The organism is Rhizobium leguminosarum (assembly GCF_010668065.1).
GTDB lineage: Bacteria > Pseudomonadota > Alphaproteobacteria > Rhizobiales > Rhizobiaceae > Rhizobium > Rhizobium leguminosarum_S.
Genome location: NZ_WUEN01000011.1, coordinates 159,939 through 185,578 on the forward strand (window position 1 = coordinate 159,939; position 25,640 = coordinate 185,578).

Consider the following 25,640-nt stretch of genomic DNA (forward strand, 5'->3'; position numbering starts at 1 on the left):
GCAATCAGGAAATCATACAAGCGCGATGTCCCGATCGTGCTGTACGGCGGCGGGTAGGCTGGCGGCCTCAGCCAATGAGCTTCGAAGTGCTTCAACAACCCTGATGATGTCGAGATCCGTCATCTGGGCATAAAGCGGCAGGACTATCGTTTGCCGCTGCGCGGCCACGCTTCGCTTCAGGCTTGTCGCAGCACGATGAGAACTATGGTCGGAATAGGCACCTTCCAGATGAATGTTCATCACACCGCGTCGGGTCGAGATCCCTTGATCGAGCAGTGCCTGCATGACCGTTCGCTGGTCGACGGCATCAGGCAGTTTCACGCAAAAGCTCTGCCAGTTGCTACGAGCCCAATGCGGCTCGACCGGTGAGAGCCCAGGGATCGAAGACAGGCGCTCGCAATATTGCTCGGCGAGCCGCCTGCGCTGCGCAATCAGCCCCGGCAGCCGCCGCAACTGTTCCCTTCCGACGGCAGCCTGAAGGTCGGTCATACGGTAGTTGTAGCCCAATTCGTCATAGTCTTCGAAAATCACCTGTTTCGAGCCATGGCGAACAGCATCGGTAACGCTCATGCCATGCTGACGCCACAGCCGGAATTTTCGATCATATTCGGGATTGGCGGTGGTCAACATGCCACCATCACCTGTCGTGACGACCTTCCGGGGATGGAAGGAGAAACAGGCAATGTCGCCATGCGGCTTGCCGATCTTTTCCCAACGCCCGTCCCACAGGATTTCGCTTCCCGTCGCGCATGCCGCATCTTCGATGACCGGCAGCTGATGGCGCTTGCCGATCTCCACGATCGAGCGGAGATCGCAAGGCATGCCAAGCTGATGCACACATAGGATTGCCTTGGTGCGGGGCGTGATGGCTGCTTCGATCAGGCTGGGGTCGATATTGTAACCATCTGCTTCGATGTCGACGAAGACAGGCACCGCATTGCAGTATCGAACAGCGTTCGCGGTGGCGATGAACGAATGGCTGACCGTGATGACTTCATCGCCGGCACCGACATCGACCGCCATCAAGGCGAGATGCAGTGCGGTCGTGCAGTTTGAACCGGCACAGGCATGTGCAGCGCCGACAAAGGCGGCGAATTCGCCCTCGAAGGCCGCGACTTCCGGTCCCTGCGTCACCCATCCTGACATAATAACGCGGCGCGCGGCCTCAGCCTCCTCTTCTCCGAGGACGGGCTTGGCGACCGGAATCGTTGATAGAGACGGGCTCATGCAGCTTGCCCTCCTGCCGCAGCGGTCTTCATCTGCCACCAGGCGACAAGATCGCGAAGCCCTTGTTCCATCGATATTTCCGCTTTGAAGCCCAGGAGTTTCTCGGCCTTGCTGATATCGGCAAGACGACGGGTTACGCCGTTGACCGTGCGGGCTTCTTTGTGCTGCGGTTCGAGTGAGACGCCCATGATGCCGCTCAGCATCTGCGCAAGTTGCAGGAGGCTTATTTCCTCGCCGCTCGCGACATTGAACACTTCATCGGTGACATCGCTCTTCGCAGCCAGCAGGTTTGCCCGGGCGATGTCACGTGCATCGACGAAGTCCATCGTCTGGCTGCCGTCTCCATAGATGAGGGGTGGCATTCCGGTCGCCAGACGCTCCATCCAGCGGATCAACACTTCGGTATAGGCGCCGTAGACGTCCATCCGCGGCCCATATACGTTGAAATAGCGCAGCGCCACATAGCGCAGGCCGTACATCTCCGCAAAGCTGCGAAGCAGCCCCTCGTTAAACGTCTTGGCCGCGCCGTAGATCGTCCTGTTATTATAGGGATGATGCGCTTCGGTGGTCGGAAAGCTCTCGGCCAAACCCAGAACGGAGGCTGAAGAAGCAGCGACGACCTTCGACACGCCTGCCTTCACGGCAGCTTCGAGAACATTGAACGTACCTTCGGCCAGAACATCGAAAGCGAGCCGCGGGTCTTCCGCGCATTGCGTGATGCGGATCGCTGCCTGGTGAAAGACGATGTCGACGCCTTCGAAGGTTTTCGCCAGCAACGCTCTGTCACGGATATCTCCCTCGATGATGTTGACGGACCCGCCACCTATTGCCGTGCTGAGATTGTCCCGGCGTCCGCGCACGAAGTTGTCGAGGATGATAATCTCGCGCGGCTTCTCCAATGCGACGAGATCGGCGATATGCGACCCGATCAGGCCGGCTCCGCCGGTAATGAGTACCCGTTGATCTTTCACGATCTTCCTCCATGCGATATATCCAGCACAGCATCGGCTTCCGTGCGCCAGCGTATGAACTTCGCCGGCACGCCCGCCACGACTGAAAACGGTTCGACATCGGAAACAACGACTGCGCCCGCTCCGACGATCGCCCCCTTCCCGATGCTCACGCCGGGAAGAATTGTTGCGTTCGTTCCAATATCGGCCCATGCGCCGATGCGGACCGGCTTGATTTCGAGATCCGTGCGAATGATCGGCACATCCACCGGCAGTGCCGTATGGGTCGATCCAAGCACTTTGGCGCCAGGACCCCAGCCGACACAATCCTCGATAACCAGGTCGCGTGCGTCGAAATAGGCCATCGGGCCGATCCAGACATTGTCGCCGATCACGCAAGTGCCGTCGAAGCGTCCCTGGATATAGGCCTGAGCGCCGATGAACACGCCATTGCCGATTTCAAACGTTTCCGGATGTTTGAAACCGGCGCCGCCCGCAACCTGCAGTCCCGTGCCGCAGCTCCGCGCGATCGCTTGCCAAATGGCTTTCCGCATCAGGGTGTCGACGACCCCGTCGCCTGTGGCGAAACGACCATAGAGGTCTATCAGGCCAGCGCGCCCGTATGATTGCCTGAGCTCTTCGACCAACCCAGTTTGGTAGTCAGGATCTGCCGGCCTTTCATGGCGACCATGGACCGCCTGTACCAGTCGAGCCTCGCCGGCGCGGTTAACTGACATAGGCGTACTCCAGCGCGGCGGCCACCTGGTCGACGTGTCGTACAGGCATCTCTGGATAGATCGGCAGTGATAGGACCTCCCGTGCCGCGGCTTCCGAGACCGGGAAATCCCCGGCCTGGTAACCAAGGTCGGCATGGGCTTTCTGCAGATGAACAGGGATGGGATAATGGAGCCCGGACGGAATGCCTTCCGCACTGAGCAGGCGTTGAAGCCCATCGCGATCACGGCTTCTTATGGCATAGACATGATAGACGTGACGCCGGTCGGCTGCTTCGACAGGGATTGTCAAATCCGTCGATCCGGCAAGCAGCGAAGAATAGCGGCGCGCATGACTGCGACGCGCCTCGGTCCAGGCTTCAAGGTACCGGAGCTTGACACGCAGGATCGCGCCTTGAATGGCGTCCATGCGATAGTTAAAGCCCTTCAGCAGATGATGATAGCGTTGCTCCTGACCCCAGTCTCGCAGCATGCGCATCGTCTTGGCCTGATCATCGTCACTGGTAACGACCATACCCCCCTCGCCGCAGGCGCCGAGGTTTTTGCCCGGATAGAAGCTGAAGCAGCCGGATAGGCCGATACTGCCGGCGCGGTGGCCTTTGTATTGCGCGCCATGGGCCTGGCAGGCGTCTTCGATGACGGGTATCCCGTGGCGGTCGGCAATTGCCTTGATCGCGTCCATATCGGCCATTTGACCGTAGAGATGGACGGGAACAATGGCCTTGGTCCGGGGCGTAATCTTTGCCTCGACTTCAGCCGGATCCATCGTGAGTGTCACGGGCTCAACATCGACGAATACGGGTCGTGCGCCCGTGTAGCAGATCGCCGACACGGTTGCGACGAACGTGAATGGCACGGTAATGACCTCATCGCCAGGGCCAACGCCCGCCGCAAGCAGGGCAAGATGCAAGGCACTCGTTCCGGTGTTGACGGCTATCGCATGCTTGACGTTGCAATAGTCTGCGAATTCCTGCTCGAAATGCGCGACCTCGTCGCCCAATACGTACTGCCCCGAGGCGAGAACGCCGAGCACGGCGGCGTCGATCTCACCCTTGATTGACTGATATTGTGCCTTAATGTCCAGGAACGGGATCATGCGATGCGCCTTGCCTCTTCGAGCTCGATGATGCGACCGCGCTGGGCTAACGACCGGCTTGCTGCTTCCAGAATGCGAACGACGCGCAGGCCGGCATGGCCGTCCGTAATGGGCCGCGAATTCTGCTCGATGCACTCGACGAACTGATCCAGTTCGCGTTTCAGTGCTTCGGTCATATCGAGCTTGGGCGCCCACATGTCGCCGCTGCGGTAGCCGACCATCATCTGATGCACTTTCTCGCCATAAGCCTGAGAATTGGGGTTCAGCGTGATGCCCTTGTCGTAGACCTTGATTTTTTCGCTGGGCTCCAGATCGTCGTAGACGATCATCTTGTTGCTGCCGCCGATCAGCGTGCGGCGCACCTTGACCGGCGCCAGCCAATTGACGTGGATGTGTGCGATGAGCTTGCTTTCGAAGAAGAGCGTCAGATAGGCGATGTTTTCCGGCTCGCCGAGTACATGGCTCATGCCTGTCGCTGAAACAGCCACCGGCCTTTCCTGCACAACATGGTCCAGGATGGAGAGATCATGCACCGCGAGGTCCCAGATGACGCTGACATCATGCTGAAAGAGCCCCAAATTGACCCGAACCGAGTCATAATAATACATGTCGCCCAAGCCGTTCTCGACCAGTTCGCGCATCTTGCGGACGGCGCCGGTGTGGACGAAGGTATGATCCACCGCCAGCACGAGGCGTCGGCGTGTGGCCTCTTCGACCATCCGCGAGGCTTCCTCCGTCGTCGATGCCATCGGCTTTTCGACGAAGACATGCTTTCCGGCCATCATAGCCTGCATTGCGAGCTTGAAATGGGTGAAGACCGGCGTCGCGATAGCGATGGCATCCACTCTTGGATCACGCAGCACTTCCTCGAAATCATCGGTGATCGTCACTGCGGGGTAGCGGCTTTTGACAGCCGCCAACCGGTCAACATTGAGATCACAGACAGAAACGAGGTGCGCTCCGGCTGCCTCCGAGATGTTGCGAACCAGATTCGGCCCCCAATATCCATACCCAACAACAGCGATGCCAATCATCACATTCCCTCCAACGCGTGCATGTCGACTGGCCCGTCATTAACGCGACCGATCATCCTGGCCGGAACGCCAGCGACAATGGCGCCATCGGGCACATCCTTTGTTACAACCGCTCCAGCGCCGACCTGCGCAGCCTCTCCGATCGTGACGCCAGGAAGAATGGTGGCGTTGCTGCCGATCGACGCATGGCGCTTGACCAGGGTCGGGACGACAATCCAGTCGGCCTCCGTCTGAAGGCTGCTATCCGGATTGACGGCGCGCGGGTATATGTCATTCGTGAACATGACCCCGTGGCCTATGAAAACGCCGTCTTCCAGCGTCACGCCCTCACAGAGGAAGGAATGGCTGGAGATCTTGCAGCTTTTTCCGACTAGGACGTTTTTCTGAATCTCAACGAAGGTGCCGATGCGCGTTCCGGCACCGATCGTACAGCCGTAAAGATTCACGAGGTCCGGATGGTGGATAATGGTGCCGTCATCCAGCTTGACGTTTGATGCAATCATCCCTGCAAAACCCCTAACTCTTGAACAGGTCCAGACTTTCAGTTGAAACCAACAATCGCTTGATTGCACCCAAGGTTTCACACCGACAGGACTAATATTTTTCTACATCCCAAAGAGAATTGTTTTCTGCATCTGAGTAAAGAAACAAAACGTTTAAGGTTATTCACCTAAAGACGTATCTACTTATGATGACTTACGCCCATGTTCATACATCGACCAACGTTGGTGGCGGGCTCACCTACCGCATCCGTTGCCGGCCCTACGCCGGAGACTGCGATTGTTTCCATGCATTTAGTGGTCAGTCGCAAACCACGGTGTAACGATGAAGTTTATTCTTCAATCTATCTAGTAACACTCAAGACTACTTCCGATTTATCTTTCTATTTCCGACTTACAATGCAAGTTGCGCACTACTTAGCCTATATTAGCTACTGTAACGCTCCGCGAATTGTGGTATTCGATTCCTACTTTAGAGTTTCCTAAACCCCCGTATTGAGAGGGGTTGGTACTCGGGTCGTAGTTGAGCGTAACGTGTTAGGGGAGGGTGAAGCTGTGAATTCAGCACTTATACCGAATTTGGACCTCAGGCAGGAGAACGTAGCTCTTCCCCTCAGGATAGATAATCCGAACACATCTGCCGTGCCGGGAAGACACACGCATTCTCTTGTCATTCTCGATAATCGTGAGCTCGATCGTCAATGCCTGGCGCAATGCATGGCTGCCCAAAAAGCGGATTTGCAGATTTTGGCTTTTGGATCAATTGAGGAGTGGAAGCAGAAGCGCGACGAATATCCTCCGCTTTCGGCAATCCTCCTGAACGTCGGCGGCAAAAAGATCGATGAACCGACAGTTTCGGAGCAAATCCGGAAGCTTTCGTCGGAATTCGCATCAACGCCACTCATCGTATTGGCCGATAGCGACGATTTCGGTCAAATCGTTAGGGCGCTTGAGTACGGAGCCAAAGGGTTCATACCCGCCTCAGTCAGCGTCAGCGTCTGTATGGAGTTGATCGCGCTGTCGGTGGCAGGAGGAATTTTTGTGCCTGCAAGCGCCCTGTTCGCCATGCGTCACTTGCTGGACTCGAGCAATTCGACCGCCCGCCCCCTCTCCGGCATATTCACGGACCGTCAGGTCGAAGTCGTGGAGGCGCTCCGACGCGGAAAGGCAAACAAAATTATCGCTTATGAGCTCAACCTGCGAGAAAGCACGGTAAAGGTGCATGTTCGCAATATTATGAAAAAGGTCAAAGCGACGAACAGAACGGAAGTCGTATTCAAGCTCAACGATCTTTTTCTTTCGGGCAGTTCTGCGGCAAGCAGCCTGTGCTGATGCGGTCGGCCGATCAGATCTTGCATCGCATCACGAGCGCATTCTCGCGCTAAACATCCTCGGTGGCTGCGCGCCAAATACGCCACCGAGTCCGCGATTGCATCTTCAGCCTCACCTGGGAAGTTTGTCATGTACGCCTCTCCAGGTGAGGCTGTCTGCATCTGCGATTTTCCCAGCTAAAGCGCATCGCATTGAATTTGATTCAAGCGATGCGCTTTAGCTGTTTGTTTTCATGCATATCGATATCCCCGAACCGCTGCACACTTCGGGGCGACATGCAATTAATTGCCGGTGCCCACAGGAAGCCTGGAAAGCGCTGTTCGGATCCTGCGCAACGGGCCTCTCTGCGAATGGGGGACCAGACGCCGCGCAAGATGCCAGAAATATCGGAACTCAGGCAGCGGCGGTACATTCGGCCGCAGGCCATTCAGGCGCAGTCTGACCATCAGGCCATCGACGCCTGAATATAGTCGCAGACGCCAACCAGCATCACGTTTGAAGTGTAGAAATGTTACTTTCTCGCCGGCGCTGCTTCCGCCGACGGGAGCGTGACGAAGAACATTTGCAAGATCTGGCTGCTGACAGCGCTCAAGAATATCGGAGAACCATGCAAGCCAATCGGAATCGCTCCGATCGGGAATCTGATGAATGCTTTTTCGATCCCTGCCATACCGTCCCGACACGACCCCATCGCCTGAGCGACCGAGTTGCGCGATGACGAGGCGCGCGCGCGTGAATTCGTCGTGGGATAGAGATGGATAGAAATCTTGCAGCCTCCGCGCCCGCTCAAACTGGCCTCTGCAGATCAAAGCGAGAAGGAAGTACGCCCACTCGACCGGATCCGGGGTGAGTGCCCCATATTCGCTCATGGTCACCTTGACCAGATCCACCAGAAGGTCATAGGCGCGATCGGCGTCGCCCTCGTGCAATGCACAGACGGCAAGGCGGAATTTGGCTTCGGGGAGGTAGGATACATAGTCCAGGCAGCGCGCGTAGCACTGCTTGGCTTCCTTCACCCTGCCCTGCTCGAGAAGCAGGTCGCCCTGCTTCAGCAAAGCGCGATCGCTCGCTTCCCCCACGACATGGACGCTCTCTTGCTTGGAGATCCGCTGGACCTTTGCAAGATCGCCGAAGGGGCCGGACTGGATGATCTTTTCGCCGAACTGCAGGCCCTTGTTCAGCATGAACCACTGATATATTTGCGGCCTGTGGCTCAGTGTATGACACGAATGGATCAAACTGTAACCGGCTGTCGTGATACGCCGTATTTCGTCGGGATGGGCAAAAAGGTAATCTAGTCGCTCGACCACGTTGTGGCCGTCAACAAAGACACAGTTCTCCATATCGACAAAGCCGGCTGCCTCTACTGCTGCCGTGCGTTCGGTCACGAGACAGGCATTTGCCCCGGGAATCTCGAAGTGCTTGCGTACCACCTCGCCGCCCATAGTGCCGCATGTGGGGACGACGAGGCTCGCGTTGAGCGCGCGCGCATAAGCCTCTCCAGACAGGAGCTGGGAAGCTAGCTTGCTCTCATAGGCGTGTTGCGGCGAGACCAGGCAGGGGTAACGGTCGCGGATTATCGGAAAGACCGTCTGTCGCCAGGGATAAAGGCCGTAGGCCTGACCTGTGAGCATGGCCGGGATGACCTTTTGCTGGCCATAGTCGTGGTAGACGTCGGGATCGATGAAATTTGGCCAGACGAACAGATTCTCCTTCACCGCCGGCATATATTCCGGAGTCATCGTTGCGATCGCGAAATACGCCTCGATGCCCCACTGCTCCATATCGGAAAGGAAGCCCGCGCGTCGATCGCACCATGCGTCGGCGTTATGAAGGCCAAGCTTCGGAACGGCGATATGGGTATTGGTGTTAGTGATTTTTATCCGACGCGAGCCATGCGACCGATAACCGCTTTCAAACAGCGTCAGCTCCGGCTCGTACCTGTCGCATATCTCTGCATAATCGCAGTCGCGGTTAATGACGACGACATCGAAATGTGTTGCGAGGCATTTGACCTGCTGCTGCATGTGCAGCAGCAGGTAACCGGCCGCGCTCGCATTGGGCTGATGGTCCCATTGAAAAAAAACGAGCCGCGGTTTTCGATCGTTAACGTTGCTATTCATGTCCCTATCGAATGGCTTCAGGAGCAGTGAGTTCGACATTGGCAGACGCCAGATGCGGATAAGCCTCTTGCGAGGACTTGGCGCTGGGCCAGTTCCTTGCGCCGCCGGAAAGCTTCCACTCGAAATAAGCGATCGTTCTCTCAAGCCCCTCACGAAGGTTCACCTTCGGCTGCCAGCCCAGTTGTTGCGTTGCTCGGCTGATATCGGGCTTGCGCTGTGTCGGATCGTCAACTGGCAGATCCTTGAAGACGATGCCGGACTTCGATCCGGTCATTTCGACCACCATTTCTGCCAATTCACGGACCTGGAATTCTCCGGGGTTGCCGAGATTGATGGGGCCCGTGACCCCAGCGGGCGCGCCCATCAGACGAATAAATCCGTCGATCAGGTCGTCTACATAGCAGAACGATCGTGTTTGTCTGCCGTTGCCAAAGATGGTGATCGGCTCGTTTCGAAGCGCCTGAACGATGAAATTGGAGACGACACGGCCGTCATTGGTCTGCATGCGCGGACCGTAGGTATTGAAGATCCGCGCGACCCGGATTTCCACGCCATATTGACGATGATAGTCGAAGAACAGCGTCTCGGCGCACCGCTTGCCTTCGTCATAGCATGCCCGCGGTCCTATCGGATTGACGCTGCCTCGATACTCCTCGGGTTGAGGGTGGACTGCCGGATCGCCATAAACTTCGCTTGTGGATGCCTGGAAGATCTTCGCCTTGGTGCGTTTTGCCAAGCCGAGCATATTGATGGCCCCGTGCACATTGGTCTTCACGGTCTGCACGGGGTCGTGCTGATAGTGGACCGGAGATGCTGGACAGGCGAGGTTGTAAATCTCGTCGACCTCCACATAGAGCGGGAAGGTAATGTCATGGCGGAGCACCTCGAAGCGAGGATCGTCAAGAAGATGCAGCACATTGTCGCGCGAACCGGTGTAGTAATTGTCCACGCAGAGGACGTCATTGCCCTCTCGCAAAAGCCTTTCGCACAGGAATGATCCCAGAAACCCGGTGCCGCCGGTTACCATAATTCGCTTTTGTCCGTGCATTGGTATGCTCCGTTGTTGATGGTTGCCTCGCGGAAGCGAGGATGGTCAGTAGGCTCCCCTGCGTTTGAAGACCGCAGGGATTGTGCTGAGAATAATTTGGCAGTCGAACCACAGAGACCGGTTGTCGATGTAGAACTCATCGAGTTGCTGCTGCAGTTCGATATCCGCATTGCTTCGTTCGGATATCTGCCAGAGGCCCGTCAGCCCCGGTGTTACCGAACGCCGCTTGTCACGAAATTCGCTATCCATCGCTGAGAGGTGATATTCTGGAAACGGACGCGGTCCGACGAAGGCCATATCCCCTGCAATGATGTTCACCAGTTGCGGGAGCTCGTCGATGCTCGAAGCGCGCAGCATATGTCCTATAACCGGAAGGATGCGCGGATCGTCCTTGAGCTTGAAGTGGCTCAACCACTCGGCGCACATGTTAGGGTCGTCTCGGAATAGTGCTTCAAGGCGCTGTTCTGCATCTTGGTACATCGTCCTCAATTTCAGGACGTGCACCGGCTTACCGGACAGCCCTTCCCTGGTATGCCGGAAGAAGACCGGGCCCGGATCGATGGCATAGATTGCGGCCGCTGCAATCGCGATGAATGGCGCGACCACGATTGTTGCAGGGATGGCGATTGCGAGATCGAGGATCCGGCGAACCAGATCCGAGTTGACCGAACTCCCACAAGTGGTGAGGCGAATACCGATCTCTCCGCCAACATCCGCAGGCTGCAATCCGCTTACCTTGAGGCTCGGCGTATCGGACAGCAAAATGACTTCGGCGAACTTCCGACGCATCGCCGCCAAGTCGGGTGCAAGCGCGCCTGTGCCGCCCGCAATCACGGCAATGGATGGCCCGCCGTCGGGCAATGCCTCCAAGCTATCGGGGGAAATGGCCTCCGGCCTGACGCCATACTGCCAGTGGTTCTTGAAATGCGCCACGAGAGCGGGAGTAAGGTTGCACCCTCCTATGACAATCGCGCACTCCCCCCAGACTCCAAGTTTCCAGCACAGGCCCCGTGCAAGCCAATGCACAAATGGCTGAACAATCAGCCCGAGAGCGAGGAACCCAATGACGGCAAGCAGCAGCCGTTCCCCCTCCGGCAGGATAATTGCTCCAAACGCCGCCAGGACAGCCACCTTGACGCCAGCGACAGTGCGCCGCCGCAGATGTTCGTGGTCATGCAAGCGATATCCAGGATAGAGGCCGGCCGATGCGTAAAGAATAATCGCGGCGAGTGCTGCGATCGTGAAAGTACGCTCCCCCAGCGTGCCCTCCAAACCACTGGGGAAAAAGGACAGGACAACAAAATAGGCAACCAAATAGCTTGCAATGTCGCCGGCGACCAGCAAGGACGAGGTTGCAAGCCGAGGAAGCCGGCGCCGTAGTGCGGTGGGCATATTCAGCCCTGCCCGGTCAAAGGGATCGGCGGTCTTAGCTGCTATGGGCGGCACGGAACCTGCCGCAATCGCCCGCGACGTCATGTCATTTGATGTGGATGCCTTCGACGGACCCGGTGTCATTGCTGGCGACGCAAATAAGGACATGATGGCTTTACACCTTTACAGCTGCTGCTTTTGGCGCGCTTGATCCAAAAACCGCGTCTTCGATCGGAAACTTCCGAAGCCCCAGTCTCTGGAATGCCGTCAGTGAGATGAAGGTCGGTACGACGACCGCATAGCGCCGCCACAGCCGCCGCGGCTCGCATAAAAGACGAAACGCCCATTCGAAGCCGCTTCTTTGAATGATCCTTGGAGCCTGCCGCTTGAGACCGGCGTGGAAATCGAATGCAGCTCCGACACCGATGAGCATCGATGCTTCCAGACGATCGCGCATGTGCGCCATCCAGAGTTCCTGCTTGGGACTGCTCAGCCCGACCCAGATGATATCGGCGCCCGATCGATTGAGCTGGTCAGCAATCTCCGTTTCCTCCCGCGTCGACAGTTTGCGGAAAGGTGGCGCATAGGAGCCGACGATCTGTGCTTGCGGAAATTTCGCGAGAAGGCGCGCCTGCAGTTGTTCGAGCGTTTCGGCCGTTGCGCCATAAAGGAAGTGGCGCAAGCCCTTGGAGCGGCCGGCATCGAAAACGGATAACATCAGGTCAGGTCCATAGACCCTGTCGCTTTCGGCATGACCGGCACGTTTCAATGCCCATACCAACGGCATGCCATCGGGTGTTACGAGGAAAGCCCGGTTATGTATCGACCGGAGCTCGGGATCATCTTGACACCGGACCACGCCGTGCGCGTCGCGAACGCACACATATTCCTTCCTGCCGTCTTCGATCGCTTTTTGAATAAATCCAGTCGCGCTTTTGAGATTAACTGCCGAAATGCGAACACCAAGGACATTAATACATTCCAAAGAACTCGTTTGATTGAGAACTGAATCTTGGCTTCTGTCTGCTGATTGCTTTCTCATGACCTACGCTTTCGCGATCTAAACTGTCATCAGAATATGCTGCCAAGACGATTGCCTCCATACTTGCATCTCTAACTATTGGACGTAGAAGAGACTTCATGTTTCTACGTCTTACGCCGAGATCGGTTACATATTCGAAGTAAGGCGATGTACCCCCACTGCTTGCCAGGCTGCTCTTTTTGATGAGCGCTGTCCCGTAAGGGCGGTTTGACCTCGGCAAAGCCGAACGCAGCTCGTCATCGCGCCAAAGCGCAACCGAAAGTGCAGCGCGCCCACGACGCAGACCTTTACAAGGAGCGACGCGGCGAGAAAAACCAGGGACCCTGCGGGGCGGCCCGCTTATGAGATGAATATGGTGCATGCATCTTGCACACCGGATCGATGCAAGCCAAGTCAGCCGACGGAGCAAGCCGGATTCCATAGAGAGGGACTTCCCCGGCTACTGATCTAAGCGCCACCGATCCGAGGTCTCGCACCAGCGGTCGAACTTGGTCGCCCGCTCAGACACGGTCTGGAACGAGACATCGATACCACACTCGGCAAGCAGATTGTCGACATAAGGCAGGCCCAGCGGAAACGGAAAGTGTAGTCACACCCCATGCCCGATGATCTCGGCGGGAAAGCGGTGGCGCTTGAAATGCTGGGCAATGGGTTGGTCGAATCGATACCGTCGACCTCCCATTACCATCTCGATCAGCACCAATCGTAAGGCGATACTGCCCAAAATTGCCGAATTCAGAAAAAAATGTCGATTCCGCATTTGGCGGGAGCAATCCAGCCACGCCCATCAGGTTTTTCTAAAGTTTTCAATGGATGGGTGTCGCTCTGGTTGTAGAAAGAATAACTCGCGGCAAGCGAGATATTAATACTGCCACATTTTAGGCGACTCGAAATTCACCAAATATTTCAAAACGTAACTTTGGATCGATTGGGATATTGTGGCAGCAATAAGGCTATGCTTCTCAAGCACTTACTGTTGCGTTGCTGTTGCGCCCTCCAGAATGTCGCCCTATAACCTGCCGCCGTGATGCAGGATTAACCACAAATATTAACGGGCGGGGGTTGAGGAACAAGACCATGACAACATACTACGTAGCAACGACTGGCAGCAACGGCGGTAACGGCAGTACCTCCTCTCCCTTCCGCACGATCGGCGAGGCGATGTCGGCGAACCTTAGACCCGGCGACGAGGTCGTGGTGAAGGCGGGGACCTACAACGAAGCTATTAACATCGACAAAGACGGCTCGGCGGCAGCTGACATCACGCTGCGCTCGGAAGTGCCCGGCGGGGCGCTGATCCGGCCGCCCGCGGGCTCGTGGAACGCGATCAGTGTCAACGCTAACTACGTGACAATCGACGGCTTTGACATCGGCGGCGCCAAAGGCGACGGCATCGAAGCGAACAACGTCCACCACATCTCAGTTCTCAACAACAAGGTCCACGGCAGCGGGGAGTCGGGCATTCAGTTCAACTGGTCGGACTTCATCAGAATCGAAGGGAATGAGACCTACAATAACGCGTCGACGGGCTGGTTCTCGGGCATCTCGATCTACCAGAACCGGAACATCACCGGCGATACCTCGACCGACGGCTACCGGACGATCGTGCGGGACAACATCTCGCACGACAACGTCACCAAGTCGGGTGCGCACACCGACGGCAACGGCATCATCATCGACGATTTCCAGAGCACGCAGACGAGCGGTCATCCGAACTACACGTTCAAGACCCTGGTCGACAATAACCTCGTCTACGAGAACGGCGGCAAAGGCATCCAGGTTACCTGGAGCGACTCCGTCACGGTGAAAAACAACACCGCATACCACAACAATCAGGACCCACAGAACAGCGGCACCTGGCGCGGTGAGCTCAGCAACTCGGCGTCGAGCAACAACACCTGGGTCAACAACGTCGCCGTAGCGGACCCATCGCTGAACAAGAACAACACTGCGATCGATAACACGTCGACCGACGGCTACACCAACAACAACGTCGTCTGGGCCAACAACATCACCTACAACGGCACGGCCGGCCAGGCATCGGTCAAGACCGACGGCGGCAACGCGATGCCGAGCGCGGCGAACGGCAACAAGCTCGGCATTGACCCGAAATTCGCGGGGGCAGCGAGCGACAACTTCCACCTCGGCTCCGGCTCGGCGGCGATCGACAGCGGAACCGCCAAGTACGGCGTCGGGTCGGTCGATCTGGACGGCCACGCTCGCGTCGTTGGAACTGTCGACATGGGTGCCTACGAATCGGGCTCCAGCTCGACACCGGGAACGCCAACCACGCCGACGCAACCGGGAACGCCAACCACGCCAACCGCGCCGACGCAACCGGGGACGCCAACTGCGCCGACGAAGGTATTCACCGGCACTAACGGCAACGACATCCTGCCACACACCGGTCAGTCCAACGGCGGCAACGAAACCTTCAAGGGTCTCGGCGGTAGTGACGTGTTGAAGGGCGGCGCCGGCGCGGACGTGCTCGACGGCGGTAATGGTACCGACACGGCCAGCTATGCGGGCTCCGGGGCGGTCAGCGTCAATTTGGCGACCAAGGCCGCATCGGGCGGGCAAGCCACCGGTGACAAGATCGCCAGCATCGAAAACTTGACTGGCTCCAGCTACAACGACGTGCTGACCGGCGGGAATGGCGGCAGCAACGTTCTCAATGGCGGGGCTGGCGCGGACAAACTCAGCGGCGGCGCCGGCGGGGACGTCATCAATGGTGGTGCCGACAACGACACGGCCGGCTATGCGGGCTCCGGGGGGGTCAACGTCAACTTGGCGACTGGGGCCGCAACGGGCGGGCATGCCGCCGGTGACAAGTTAGTCAGCATCGAAAACTTGACTGGCTCCAGCTACAACGACGTGCTGACCGGAAATAGCGGCAGCAACGTTCTCGATGGCGGGGCCGGCGCGGACAAGCTGAATGGCGGACTCGGCAATGACAAGCTGTTCGGAAAAGCCGGCGCGGACATTCTGACCGGCGGCGGCGGCGGCGATACCTTCGTCTTCAATGTGAAGCCCGACAATATCAGCGTCGACCACATCCGGGATTTTTCCTCCGCGGCGGGCGACAAGCTGATGCTCGATCATTCGATTTTCACCACGCTCAGCCTATCCAAATTTTCGGACGAGAATTTCGTTCTGGGAACGAAGGCGCTCGAGGCCGATGACAAGCTGATCTACGATAAGGCCAGCGGCTATCTATCCTATGACGCGGATGGAAGCGCAGCGGGCGCGGCCGTCCATGTCGCGGATCTCGATAATTCCGCAGCACTTCACTTCAAAGATTTGCTGCTTGTCTAACCGGCTCGGCCCGTCGCCTTTCAGGCGGCGGGCCTACAGCGTCACGGGCAGTCGTGTCTCTCCTCTTACCGGCACGAAAACCCGGCCACATTCTCCGTTGACGCCACTCAGGCCGCAACGGAGAAGCCTTTACCCTCGATCGCCTAGATTGCCCATTTCATCGCCGCGGCATTTCTGACCAACGGCATTCCACATTTCGTCACCGGCGTCAGCGGCAGGAGTTCCGCATCCGCTTCGCGCAAGGGGCAAAGGTCGGCTCGCCGACGGCGACTGTCGTCTGAGCCTGGGCGAATTTTCATCACCTTCCCAAGCCGCTCGGGCAGATCTCGCCGGTGACCACCGGAACGCCGCGGGAACATCGCTCGTCGCGGCGCATGTTTGTTACTCGGGCCGCGCGACTACGCTTTCGGTGTCCGCCCCAGCCTTCTGAAGATCCTGTAAACTGCCAAATTCTCCCGAAGGCATGATCTCCGGATGTATTCGGAAGCTCTTGTCGTTCAAATTGCCGGTGTAGCGGTTATTCGCGAACTGCACATATCCAGGCCCATGGTCAGGAGCGTAGACATAGGCTGCAAGCCCGTTGTTACTGTCGATCGACACGATATTGCTCTCGATACGATTGGGACGTGCCCATGGCGGACGCCAACCCCTGCCCGTACCGTCATCAACGCGAAAAGCCGCACCCGATCCGTGCGTGATGACGTTTCCCGTCACCAAGTTGCTCCAGCCGCCGTTGATGCCGATCGCCGATATATTGTCCGACAGCGTATTTCCTTCGATGCGCACACCACTGGCCTTGCCATCGGTGTAGATCGCCCAACTGATAGGAGTCGGCCATTCGTTGATATTTTCATATCCGGGAGGCCAAAACGTCCCATCGGCCCTGTTCATGAGTTGACCTGTCCCGGTGACCAGATTGTAGCGGATGCTGCTGTTCAGGAGGTCTGCCTGCTCGCCCATCAGCTTGATGGCACCGCCATCTGCCGTCTGCTGATTGGCATTGCGGATTTCGTTATGTTCGATGACTGCGTCGTGGACGGCGTCTTGTGCTCCCCACAGTGAGCCGCCGGCGATACCGAACTGCGCAGTATTTTCGACCAGGTTATGAGCGATCCTGATACTGTCGGTCGCCTGGAACCATATCCCCGCGGTTTCAAAGTAGACGCTTCCGATGTCATGAATATGGTTCGACAGGATTCTGGCACCGTCGGATTTGCCGAAGCTGCCATAGGTCGTGCCAACGTAAATCCCGTTGCCAGCCACATCTCCAATCACGTTGCCGGCAATCAAGACATCTTTGCTCTCGGAAACATGGATGCCGACGCCGACATTGTCGATGGAGTTGCCGAGCAGCCGAACACCGTCCGAGTGATCGAGCCGTATGGCCCCAAAGCTTCTGGTGTCGGTACCGAACTTGCCGCTGCCCTGCGGATCCCCATCCCGAAACTGGAGCCCCGATACAACCATCCCGTCGGCCCCATCCAGCCTGAAGAAGGTCGGCAGGATGCCGGCGACAGCCGTAGAACTGGTTGGTAGTCCATCGGTCGGGATATAATCGAGTTGACTCTTGGCGCGGTCATACCACCACTCCCCGGGCGCATCGAGCAGCGCCGCCGCCCCGGTCAAAAAGTAGCGGCTGCCTTCTGCGGTGAAGAAATAGCCGGTGCCTTGGGTATTTATCGCCCGGTTCGCGGTGTCGATTGAAACCACTGGGAGGGTGTCACTGCCCCACTGGCTGCCGGGGTGAAAACCACCGACGATGTGGGCGACAAGGCCAGCTGCATTTTTTGAGATCGGAAGATCGCCGGCATGGAAACAAAAGCGCGTGTTACCATGCCATAGATCGTCGTCCTGCGTGCACTTAGCCGCGAAAAGCCATCCTTTGCGCGGGTCTCCATCGAGTGGAGCGTTGGGAAAGCGAGCCTGCGTCTGGCGCGCGCCGCTGACGAAAAGATCGCCCACATCCCGGCCCGCAGGCAGCTTCAGTGACGCCTTCCAGCGACCATCGGCCTGCGCCGTCCAATTGCGCACAATCGGGCCGCCGTGCAGAACTGGCGCCTCGTTGCATCTCGCCGCGATGATCAGGCCCGCATCGCGAGCATCGAAGACTATCGGTTCAGCGAGATAATAATCCCCATTGCCCATTGCGATCGTATTCTGGCCGCCCTTCTGGCGCGCAGCATCCCGCGCTCTTTCAATACTAGCAAAAGGACCGTCTGTACGCCGAGAATTTGCTTTAGGAAGGTGCCCGCTCCAGGTGTCTTTGCCATCGGGAGAGACATAGAATACTGCCCGGGCCGCGGGTGCTCCGGTCAATATGTTGCTCAGTGAAGTCCCCTTCAGCTTGTCCGAAAAGGTCGCCGGCGAGGCTTCCGCGCAGGTTGCCTCCCGGACCGCCGTCCGGAGCCTGTCGGGCGCATCTGCGTCCGGGCTCACCGAGGCCAGCTTGCCCGGCTGCGGAAAGAGCATCGCAAGCAAAATGCTCAAGATCGGTGCGAAGCGCAGCCTCATGAGATTTGCAGCTCCGCCGTTCTGCTGCGGGCCCGTACTCGCAATTGCCGGCCGGGGGCCGTCGAAGTAACAACAGGCTCATATAGAGAGAACATGATGATGGCTGTTGTGAACAGAATGAAAATCGCGTCATTCTGGATCAGGAATATTGTCTCGGTCAGGTTCATCACCAAAATCACAACCGTGAAGACGTTCAGCCAGAGCCAGCCATAATGCGGGTCCCCGCATTGGAGGGCCGCCCCTTGGCGGAGTGCCTGCAAAAGCATCAGAGCGAACAAAGTCATTCCGCTTATTCCGAAGCTCAGCAGCGTATCGCGGAATCCATTATGGGCGTGAGGAGCCATCCATTGGATCTTTGACCAGATAATCCAGGCTTCGGGATTCGCTTCTGTCCAAAACGCTTGGTAGCCGAAGCCGAGCAGCAGATGATCGGCGATCTGGCCATCGACCAGCTCCCACAAGGGCACTCGGCCCGTCAAAGTGGCATCCTTGCCAAGCGCCTCAAGGAATGGGACCAGGAATTCGTGAAGCAAAAGGAGGATCCCGACGAACATTTGAAAGAAAAACAGGATGAAGACGATGCGACCGATGCCACGGATTCGCTGCAACATGGAGTAGAACCCGATCAGGCAATATGCCGATACCGTCGCAATTGTCGCGGTCATCGATCCGGAAAGGAAGAGACAAGCCCCGCCCGCCGCCAACAAGATCAAAGCGGTTCGCCGCAATCCTAGGTCGCCGTCCATCGCGACGGCGGTCGACACCAGTATCATCATGCCGGCGTACCAACCAAGGCTGTTCTTGTGGATGAATATGCCGCGCATCGCGCTGTCCGTGGGCATGCGAGCGAGCCCCGGTGATACTAGAAAAATCAACAGGCTGAGGACGATACATGCTCCGAAGGTCGCAAATGCAATGAGAAGTAACTGCCTCGGTGTAAAGCGTATCGCCAACACATAAGCCAGAAGTACGGTGAAGAGCAGGCCGATGGCACGCCTGAGAGTCGTCGACGGGCCAACCGACCAGAAGACGGACACGAAGGGCATGGCGACCATCAGCGGGACAAGCCAATTTCGCTTGAGCGCGGTGAGAAATTGCGGAAAATTTCGTGCCAGCATCAGCAATGTAAACCCGTATACGGGTATACAAAGCAGACGCAACATAGACTTGGCATGATCGCTAAGGCCTCCGTCGGCATCCGCCAGCATGAGCGGGAAAAGCGCGCCTGTCTGAAGAAAAAGGCATAGGCCGGCGCCCCAGCACTCTATCGCTCGCCAACTGACAGTCGGCCCATTCGCTGTTCTAAGCGTATACGCTCTCATTACCGGTCCCGACCTGCTTGTACAGATGAGAGGCTGTTGATCGCGGCAATTTGGAAAGACATGGGTCCCCTTTCATAGCTGCGCTGCTTACCAACGAACAATCATCCCGCCACATCCCCGGTCAACCAACGCAAACGAAGGCGGGGCTAAGCCTAACGTCCATACCCACCATCCAAAGACGTTGTTTGGATTAAGCTTACGGTCTACCCCTCCCCCAAAAGTTGGTGCTGGGGCCTACGACATTGCCCATAAGAGGAGATGTCACCCGTGACCAATCACCGGTAGCTTGACGATCAAAGCATACCGCGAAGCACGTCGCGCTGAGCCGCAGTTTCCGGTGAAGTGAGGCAATAATTCTGGCGCAGCCGGCTGTTGGCAGGTGACGCTTAGAAGGGTTGGGATTGCAATGGTTCTGCGTCATGGTCCTGGTTTTGTACGTTATATAAAGGGAGCGTCACACGTTGCGGCGTTGTCGGCGGTGACCCTACCGGCTCAAGGCGAAATCCTGATCGAGCAGAACTCCTTCCATCAATTCGCGCTGCCAAACGCGCGAGCGTTCGCAACTCTGGCGCACCGACGTGTCGCCCAGCGACGCGCTTGAGGAGTGTCATGGAGCGGCCGACAATCAGCGTCCTTATCAATAACTACAACTACGGTCGCTTCGTTGCCCGGGCAATTGACAGCGCCTTGAGCCAACAGGCGTCCAATGTCGAGATAATCGTCGTCGACGACGGCTCGAGCGACCAGTCGCGCTCCGTTCTCGACGGCTATGACAAGCGGGTGAAGGTGCTCTTCCAGGAGAACCAGGGACAGGCCGCCGCCATAAATGCTGCTGTGAAGTTAAGCAGTGGCGACATCCTCTGTTTTCTCGATGCCGATGACTGGTGGGCGCCAGGCAAGCTGTCGGCAACCGCCGCTGCTTTCCACTCCAATCCTCAGGCATCGCTTGTTTATCACCGACTTCAGCCAACGCAGACCGATGGCTCACCAGCCTTCAAGCCAATTCCTCGGACCCTGTGTTCAGGAAATTTGCCGCCACGGCTCGCCAGATCGGCTGGTTGGTGGCCCTTCCCGATGACATCAGCCGTCGCTGTAAGACGTAGCGCGTGGGATGCTGCAGGGCATATTCCCGAGCAGTTCCGCATGTCTGCCGATGCCTGGCTCACAGGCATCTATCCATTTCTGGGGAGCGTTGTCGCCTTGTCGGATCCACTCGGGTTCTATCGGATTCACAACAATAATTGGTATCGGCCAGTCGATGACGCCGCCATGCTGCGAAAGCGGATGGCCCATTGGCAGGCTACCGTTGAAGCGACGAACCGGTTTCTTTCCGCACACGATCTGGCGGGAAGGCTGCGTCTGACTGATCACTATCCGTACCGGGTCGCCTCAGCCAAGCTGCAGGGCGCCGATACACGCACCCGGTTCAGCCTTGCTGTGGAAGGGCTCTTTTTCGTCGGCGAACCAAACTTGCTGAGGCGGACGCGTGATGCATTGCGCACAGCCTACGACTTGCCTCGACTTGGTCAGGATGTCGGCGTGTCGGAGTCAGCGGGATGAAGGCACTGCTGCTGGTTTCCGAACTGGAAGACTACACCATCTCCTTCGCTAGCGGCGTTGCGCGACATGCGCACGTCGTCCTAGCGGTTCCGCGCAGGCGCTACGCACACCTTGCTTCATGGATCGATCCGGCTGTCGATCTGCACCTCATGGACTGGCCAAGGCACCGCTCGCTCTCCAATCCCTGGTTCCTGCACCAACTCACACGTCTTATCCGGCAGGAGCGGCCGAACGTCATTCACCTTCTGAGCAACTCGACGCTCTGGTTGAACTTCGCCGCGCCGTTCTGGCGTCCGATCCCGATCGTGACCACCGTCCATGACGTGGAAGTGCATCCCGGCGATTCCGACACCCGCACGCTGCCCGCCTGGGCTCCCCAATTGATGGTGCGGCAATCGGGTCATGTCGTCGTCCATGGCGAAGGGCTGAAACAAATGGTCCTCGAGCGATATTCAAAATCGCCTGATTGTGTCCATGTCCTGTCGCATCCCGCCATTCATCGCTACGCGGAGCTCGCTCGGCGGCACAAGATGGCGCGGCGCGGCGCAGATGGAACTTTGCGCGTTCTGCTTTTCGGACGGATTTTTGCTTACAAGGGATTGGAGCATCTGATCCGTGCCGAGGCGATGCTCAAGGACCTGCTCCCCAATCTACGCATCACGGTGGCAGGCCGCGGCGATGATCCGTGGATCTTCCAGCCCCTTATGGGGGACGCCGTCCGCTATGATATTCGCAACCGCTTTATCGAGGATATGGAGGTCGCCCAGCTCTTTCTGGATGCCGACATCGTTGTCCTTCCCTATACGGAAGCCTCTCAAAGCGGCGTCCTCAATCTTGCCGCGGCATTTGGCAAACCGGTTATCGTGACTGATGTCGGCGAATTGCGAGCCACCGTTCTGCCAAACGGACTGGGAATGGTGGTTCCACCCGGGGATGTGGAACAGCTCGCGATAGCCATACGGACACTGGCGGAAAACAGCGAGCTCAGAAGCAGCTTCGGGATCAACGCGCTCGCATGGGCTACAGGTCCGAATTCGCCTCAACAGGTCGGAGCACAGGCTGCGGCCGTTTATCGTAAGGTGATCGGGGCATGCTGATGAACGCGCTCACGGATGGGAATCGGGTAGCGACGCGCAACGCAGCAGCAACCGTCCGCCACTACGTCCCGGGTGGTTGCGAAAACGGTGGCGGAATTGGCAGGCTCGTCGGATATATATCGAACACGGCGAAGGAGGCCGGCGAAACACACCTCGTCACCGACACCAGAGGGCCTCGGTGGTCCTCAGTTGCGTCGCCTGTGCGCCTGCTCGGCGCCGTCTTGATGATGGCAAAGGACCGGATAGTTGCTCCGGCACGCATTCACCATATTCATGTTGCGGGTCGCGGCAGCACCGCAAGAAAACTGATCCTGACCGAGGCTGCCCGTCTCCTCGGATGCTCTCACATATTGCACCTGCACGACTACGACTACGCGACCGACTTTGCCGCACGCTCGCCAAGTCAACAAATGCTTATACGCCGGATGTTCCAACATGCCGACCAGGTCGTGGCACTGGGCCAGCGCGACCGCATGACGCTAACGACGCTTCTCGGCGTGGAAGAGCGCCGCGTAGTCGTCATCGGCAATTGTGTTCCCGACCCCGGGCCGCGCAATGTTCATGTCGGCGAGATGCCGTTGATCATATTTCTCGGCCGGCTGAGCGAGCGCAAAGGCGTTCAGGAGCTTCTGCTTGCCCTCAGTCATCCGATCATGAAAGAGCTCCGGTGGCGAGCCGTGCTAGCAGGCGACGGACCTGTGGAAGACTACCGGCGCCAGGCTGCCGCCATGGGGCTTTCAGATCTGGTGAAAATGCCGGGCTGGCTTGGTGCCGACGAGGCCCAAGCGCTGTGTACACGGGCAGATATCCTGGTCTTACCTTCGCATGCCGAGGGCTTGGCAATGGCTGTGGTCGAAGGGCTTGCCCATGGGCTCGCCGTCGTCACCACGCGCGTCGGCGCGCATGGCGAAGTCATCTCCGACGGTGAAACAGGCGTCTTCGTACCTGTCGGAGACAAGGATGCCCTGGCTGCGGCGCTGGCTAAGCTCGTCACCGACCCGGAAGTCCGCAACTATCTGTCGGCCAAGGCCCGTGCTCATTATCTCAACAATTTCAGTATGAAGGCTTACATGCGATCGCTGGACAAACTCTACGACGCTATCTCCGCGCAACCTCAAACAACGGCTGGTGAACGATGACTATTTCGACTGTGCCGCCAGACCGCAACCCCTCGCTCTCGTCGATGCGCTACGATCCCCGGCTTCAGGTAGAGACTCGTTCGGACGAAATTGATCTGACTTCAGGCCTGCGCCTTATCCGGCGACGGATGGTCATGATAATGGCCATCATCATGGTATTTATGGCGGTTGCCGCAACCGTGATTTCTGGATTGAAGCCGACTTATCATGCCGAGTCCCGGCTGATCATCCACACGCCTCTGGCGACAAAGCTCGGCACCGACGAGTCCGGCCGCAACGATCCGCTGGACGCGACATCTGAGACCGAACGGCTTCTTTCCAGAAGCATCGCAGAGCGGGTAATCCGCGACCTGCGGCTCAATGAATGGCCGGAATTCAATCCGGCGCTGCAAGAAATCTCGCCTATCGACAAGATCCGATCAATGCTGCGCGGTTGGGTCGATAGTGAAAAACCGTCCTTGCCGATACGCGACAGCATCGAGCCGATAATCCCGAAGTACTACAAGGCCCTCCGCGTTTGGCGCGATGGCCAGGGTGACGTCATTCAGATCGGTTTCGATGCGAGCGACCCCGAACGGGCCGCTTCGGTCCCGAACCGGCTCATCAGCATCTACCTCGAAGAGCGCAAGGACAGCCTGCGTGGTCGAGTGGACGCAGCAGAAGAATGGCTTCTGCTGCGCATCGACGAACAGATGGGGCGCGCCAAGGCAGCACGCGATGCCGCCGACGTGTACCAGAAAACTACCGACGTTGCCTCAAATGACGACGATCAGGTTGAACAGATCAAGTCGATCATGGAGCTGGGCGATCGGCGGACAAAAATCGAACAAGGCCGCGCTGAAGCGAGAGCAACGATATCCGCACTCGAAGCGGCCGACGACCCCTCGCTCGTCCTGCAGAATATGGTCATTCCCGACAGCATTGTTGCAATGCAACGCGAGCTTCGTGCGAAGGAGCAAGATCTCGAGCGCCTTCTTGAGACATATGGCAACACCGCCGAAGCCGTGGTCGACGCGCGCGCCAAGATCCTCAAAACTCGCACCGATCTCAGCCTTGCAACCGATCGATATCTCCAATCGATACACGCCAAGCTTGCGGCGCTCGATCATGAGGACGACGCAATCCGGTCGGCATTGGCGACTGCTCATGAGAAACGCACTCGCTCTGCCTTGGAGCAAACCGAGTTGGCCCGACTCCAGCGCATGGCTGACAAAGAGCAAACGGCGCTGGACAAGCTCGAGGAGCAGCGCCGTGGCCTGGCTGCGCAAGCCATGTTGCCGGGCGCGGAACTGGAAGTCTTGTCACCGGCCGCGGTGCCGCTGGCGCCGCAGGGACGCGGGCGGCTTTTCTATTTGATCGGCGCCCTTTTGGCTTCGATATCGATCGCGGTGACGGCCGCTTTCGTGGTCGAGATGTTGGACAATTCAGTCCGCAGCTTCGACCAGATGGCCGGAATGTCGCGCATCGTACCCGCCGGATTCATCCCGCACCTAAAACGGAAAGACCGGAGAGATCCGTCGATGCTCTTCGGGAGCATGCAAGACGGGATGTTTGACGAAGCAATTCGCTCCGTCATGACTTCGCTCAAACAATCCAACGGCGGAAAGTTGCCCAACAGTATCGTTGTGACGTCGGCTCACAGCGGAGAGGGCAAGTCGCTTGTCGCCAGATCCCTGGCAATCGATCTCGCCGCCAACGGAATTCCGGTGCTGCTTGTCGATGGCGACCTCAGACTCGGAAATCTCGACTCGTTTTTCAATTCAGAGCTAAAGCAGGGGTTGAACGAATTCCTGTGTGGACAGGCCGGAATGCGGGACATCATACATCACCATCCAAGCGGCATCGACTTCATCCCGGCTGGCAATGCCGGTCTCCATCGGCGCGTTCGTTTGACTGATGCGGCTGACATCGTCGCGATGGCCGCCTCACTCGGCCAAGTCGTCATCTTCGACAGCGCGCCGGTGCTCGCCTCGGCTGATACGATGCATCTGACAGCGTTAGCAGAACGAACGCTGGTGGTCGTAAAATGGGGAAAGACGAGCCGTCGCGCCGTAGAGTTTTGCCTACATCAGCTGAAGACCGCGCGCAACGCAGACATTGCCGTTGCCATAAATAACGTCAATCCGAAACAACACGCCATGTACAACTTCAGCGATTCAGAACTGTTTGTGAGCTCACTGAGGAAGTACCACGAGTACACATGAGTTCGAACAGCATGTCCGCCTGATTCTCCGAAATC

The 25,640-nt window shown here is 57.8% G+C and carries 18 protein-coding genes and 1 pseudogene; 7 read left to right on the forward strand and 12 right to left on the reverse strand.

Annotated features, from left to right (window positions below):
- Positions 1 to 12 precede the first annotated feature (12 nt).
- From GR198_RS26040 to GR198_RS26065, 6 genes are read right to left on the reverse strand one after another with little or no spacing between them, the layout of a single operon-like run.
- Positions 13 to 1,227, reverse strand: coding sequence for a DegT/DnrJ/EryC1/StrS family aminotransferase (locus GR198_RS26040; RefSeq protein WP_029875039.1), 1,215 nt, complete (start codon positions 1,225 to 1,227; stop codon positions 13 to 15).
- Positions 1,224 to 2,198, reverse strand: a complete 975-nt coding sequence (locus GR198_RS26045) for an NAD-dependent epimerase/dehydratase family protein (RefSeq protein ID WP_029875038.1) — start codon at positions 2,196 to 2,198, stop codon at positions 1,224 to 1,226. The genes GR198_RS26040 and GR198_RS26045 overlap by 4 nt, the downstream gene beginning before the upstream one ends.
- On the reverse strand, positions 2,195 to 2,914 hold the full coding sequence (locus GR198_RS26050) for an acyltransferase (protein ID WP_029875037.1): 720 nt from the start codon (positions 2,912 to 2,914) through the stop codon (positions 2,195 to 2,197). The genes GR198_RS26045 and GR198_RS26050 overlap by 4 nt, the downstream gene beginning before the upstream one ends.
- Entirely contained in the window at positions 2,904 to 4,007 is a 1,104-nt protein-coding gene (locus GR198_RS26055; protein WP_029875036.1) for a DegT/DnrJ/EryC1/StrS family aminotransferase, read from the reverse strand. The genes GR198_RS26050 and GR198_RS26055 overlap by 11 nt, the downstream gene beginning before the upstream one ends.
- Positions 4,004 to 5,041, reverse strand: a complete 1,038-nt coding sequence (locus GR198_RS26060) for a Gfo/Idh/MocA family protein (protein ID WP_017957535.1) — start codon at positions 5,039 to 5,041, stop codon at positions 4,004 to 4,006. Before GR198_RS26060 ends, GR198_RS26055 begins: the two co-directional genes overlap by 4 nt.
- Positions 5,041 to 5,544 carry an acyltransferase gene (locus GR198_RS26065; RefSeq protein ID WP_003549405.1) on the reverse strand — a complete coding sequence of 168 codons (504 nt, stop codon included), beginning with the start codon at positions 5,542 to 5,544 and terminating at the stop codon, positions 5,041 to 5,043. The genes GR198_RS26060 and GR198_RS26065 overlap by 1 nt, the downstream gene beginning before the upstream one ends.
- A 552-nt stretch (positions 5,545 to 6,096) precedes the next feature.
- On the opposite strand from GR198_RS26065, the gene GR198_RS26070 reads away from it, so the two are divergent.
- Positions 6,097 to 6,873, forward strand: a complete 777-nt coding sequence (locus GR198_RS26070; RefSeq protein WP_011649675.1) for a response regulator transcription factor — start codon at positions 6,097 to 6,099, stop codon at positions 6,871 to 6,873.
- A 281-nt stretch (positions 6,874 to 7,154) separates the two neighbouring features.
- Here the strand turns inward: GR198_RS26070 and GR198_RS26075 are convergent, their stop codons facing one another.
- From GR198_RS26075 to GR198_RS26090, 4 genes are read right to left on the reverse strand one after another with little or no spacing between them, the layout of a single operon-like run.
- Positions 7,155 to 8,996 (reverse strand): glycosyltransferase family protein, encoded by a 1,842-nt coding sequence (locus tag GR198_RS26075; protein WP_164069760.1) that lies wholly within the window; start codon positions 8,994 to 8,996, stop codon positions 7,155 to 7,157.
- Positions 8,997 to 9,000: 4 nt separating this feature from the next.
- Entirely contained in the window at positions 9,001 to 10,044 is a 1,044-nt protein-coding gene (locus tag GR198_RS26080; RefSeq protein ID WP_138390057.1) for a UDP-glucuronic acid decarboxylase family protein, read from the reverse strand.
- A gap of 45 nt (positions 10,045 to 10,089) precedes the next feature.
- Entirely contained in the window at positions 10,090 to 11,583 is a 1,494-nt protein-coding gene (locus GR198_RS26085; protein ID WP_029875033.1) for a sugar transferase, read from the reverse strand.
- Positions 11,584 to 11,590: 7 nt separating this feature from the next.
- Positions 11,591 to 12,457 carry a WecB/TagA/CpsF family glycosyltransferase gene (locus GR198_RS26090; protein ID WP_029875032.1) on the reverse strand — a complete coding sequence of 289 codons (867 nt, stop codon included), beginning with the start codon at positions 12,455 to 12,457 and terminating at the stop codon, positions 11,591 to 11,593.
- Positions 12,458 to 13,534: 1,077 nt separating this feature from the next.
- Between GR198_RS26090 and GR198_RS26095 the strand changes: the two genes are divergently transcribed.
- Together GR198_RS26095 and GR198_RS36380 are read left to right on the forward strand one after the other, a co-directional pair.
- Positions 13,535 to 15,772, forward strand: coding sequence for a choice-of-anchor Q domain-containing protein (locus GR198_RS26095; protein ID WP_032984712.1), 2,238 nt, complete (start codon positions 13,535 to 13,537; stop codon positions 15,770 to 15,772).
- A 147-nt stretch (positions 15,773 to 15,919) separates the two neighbouring features.
- Positions 15,920 to 16,122: pseudogene (locus GR198_RS36380) on the forward strand (hypothetical protein); the annotation flags it as partial.
- 31 nt (positions 16,123 to 16,153) lie between these two features.
- Here the strand turns inward: GR198_RS36380 and GR198_RS26100 are convergent.
- Both GR198_RS26100 and GR198_RS26105 read right to left on the reverse strand, forming a co-directional pair.
- Positions 16,154 to 18,283: a right-handed parallel beta-helix repeat-containing protein gene (locus GR198_RS26100; RefSeq protein ID WP_029875030.1), complete on the reverse strand. Its 2,130-nt coding sequence runs from the start codon at positions 18,281 to 18,283 to the stop codon at positions 16,154 to 16,156.
- A complete protein-coding gene (locus tag GR198_RS26105; protein WP_029875029.1) occupies positions 18,280 to 19,605 on the reverse strand; it encodes an O-antigen ligase family protein in 1,326 nt (441 codons plus the stop codon). Before GR198_RS26105 ends, GR198_RS26100 begins: the two co-directional genes overlap by 4 nt.
- 609 nt (positions 19,606 to 20,214) lie before the next feature.
- Between GR198_RS26105 and GR198_RS26110 the strand changes: the two genes are divergently transcribed.
- Genes GR198_RS26110 through GR198_RS26125 form a run of 4 tightly spaced genes read left to right on the forward strand, consistent with a single transcriptional unit; the run spans position 20,215 to position 25,605 of the window.
- Positions 20,215 to 21,165: a glycosyltransferase family 2 protein gene (locus tag GR198_RS26110; protein WP_029875028.1), complete on the forward strand. Its 951-nt coding sequence runs from the start codon at positions 20,215 to 20,217 to the stop codon at positions 21,163 to 21,165.
- Complete coding sequence (locus GR198_RS26115) at positions 21,162 to 22,262, forward strand: glycosyltransferase family 4 protein (RefSeq protein ID WP_029875027.1); 1,101 nt, start codon at positions 21,162 to 21,164, stop codon at positions 22,260 to 22,262. Before GR198_RS26110 ends, GR198_RS26115 begins: the two co-directional genes overlap by 4 nt.
- A complete protein-coding gene (locus GR198_RS26120) occupies positions 22,256 to 23,401 on the forward strand; it encodes a glycosyltransferase family 4 protein (RefSeq protein ID WP_164069761.1) in 1,146 nt (381 codons plus the stop codon). Before GR198_RS26115 ends, GR198_RS26120 begins: the two co-directional genes overlap by 7 nt.
- Complete coding sequence (locus tag GR198_RS26125) at positions 23,398 to 25,605, forward strand: GumC family protein (RefSeq protein WP_029875025.1); 2,208 nt, start codon at positions 23,398 to 23,400, stop codon at positions 25,603 to 25,605. Before GR198_RS26120 ends, GR198_RS26125 begins: the two co-directional genes overlap by 4 nt.
- Positions 25,606 to 25,640 lie beyond the last annotated feature (35 nt).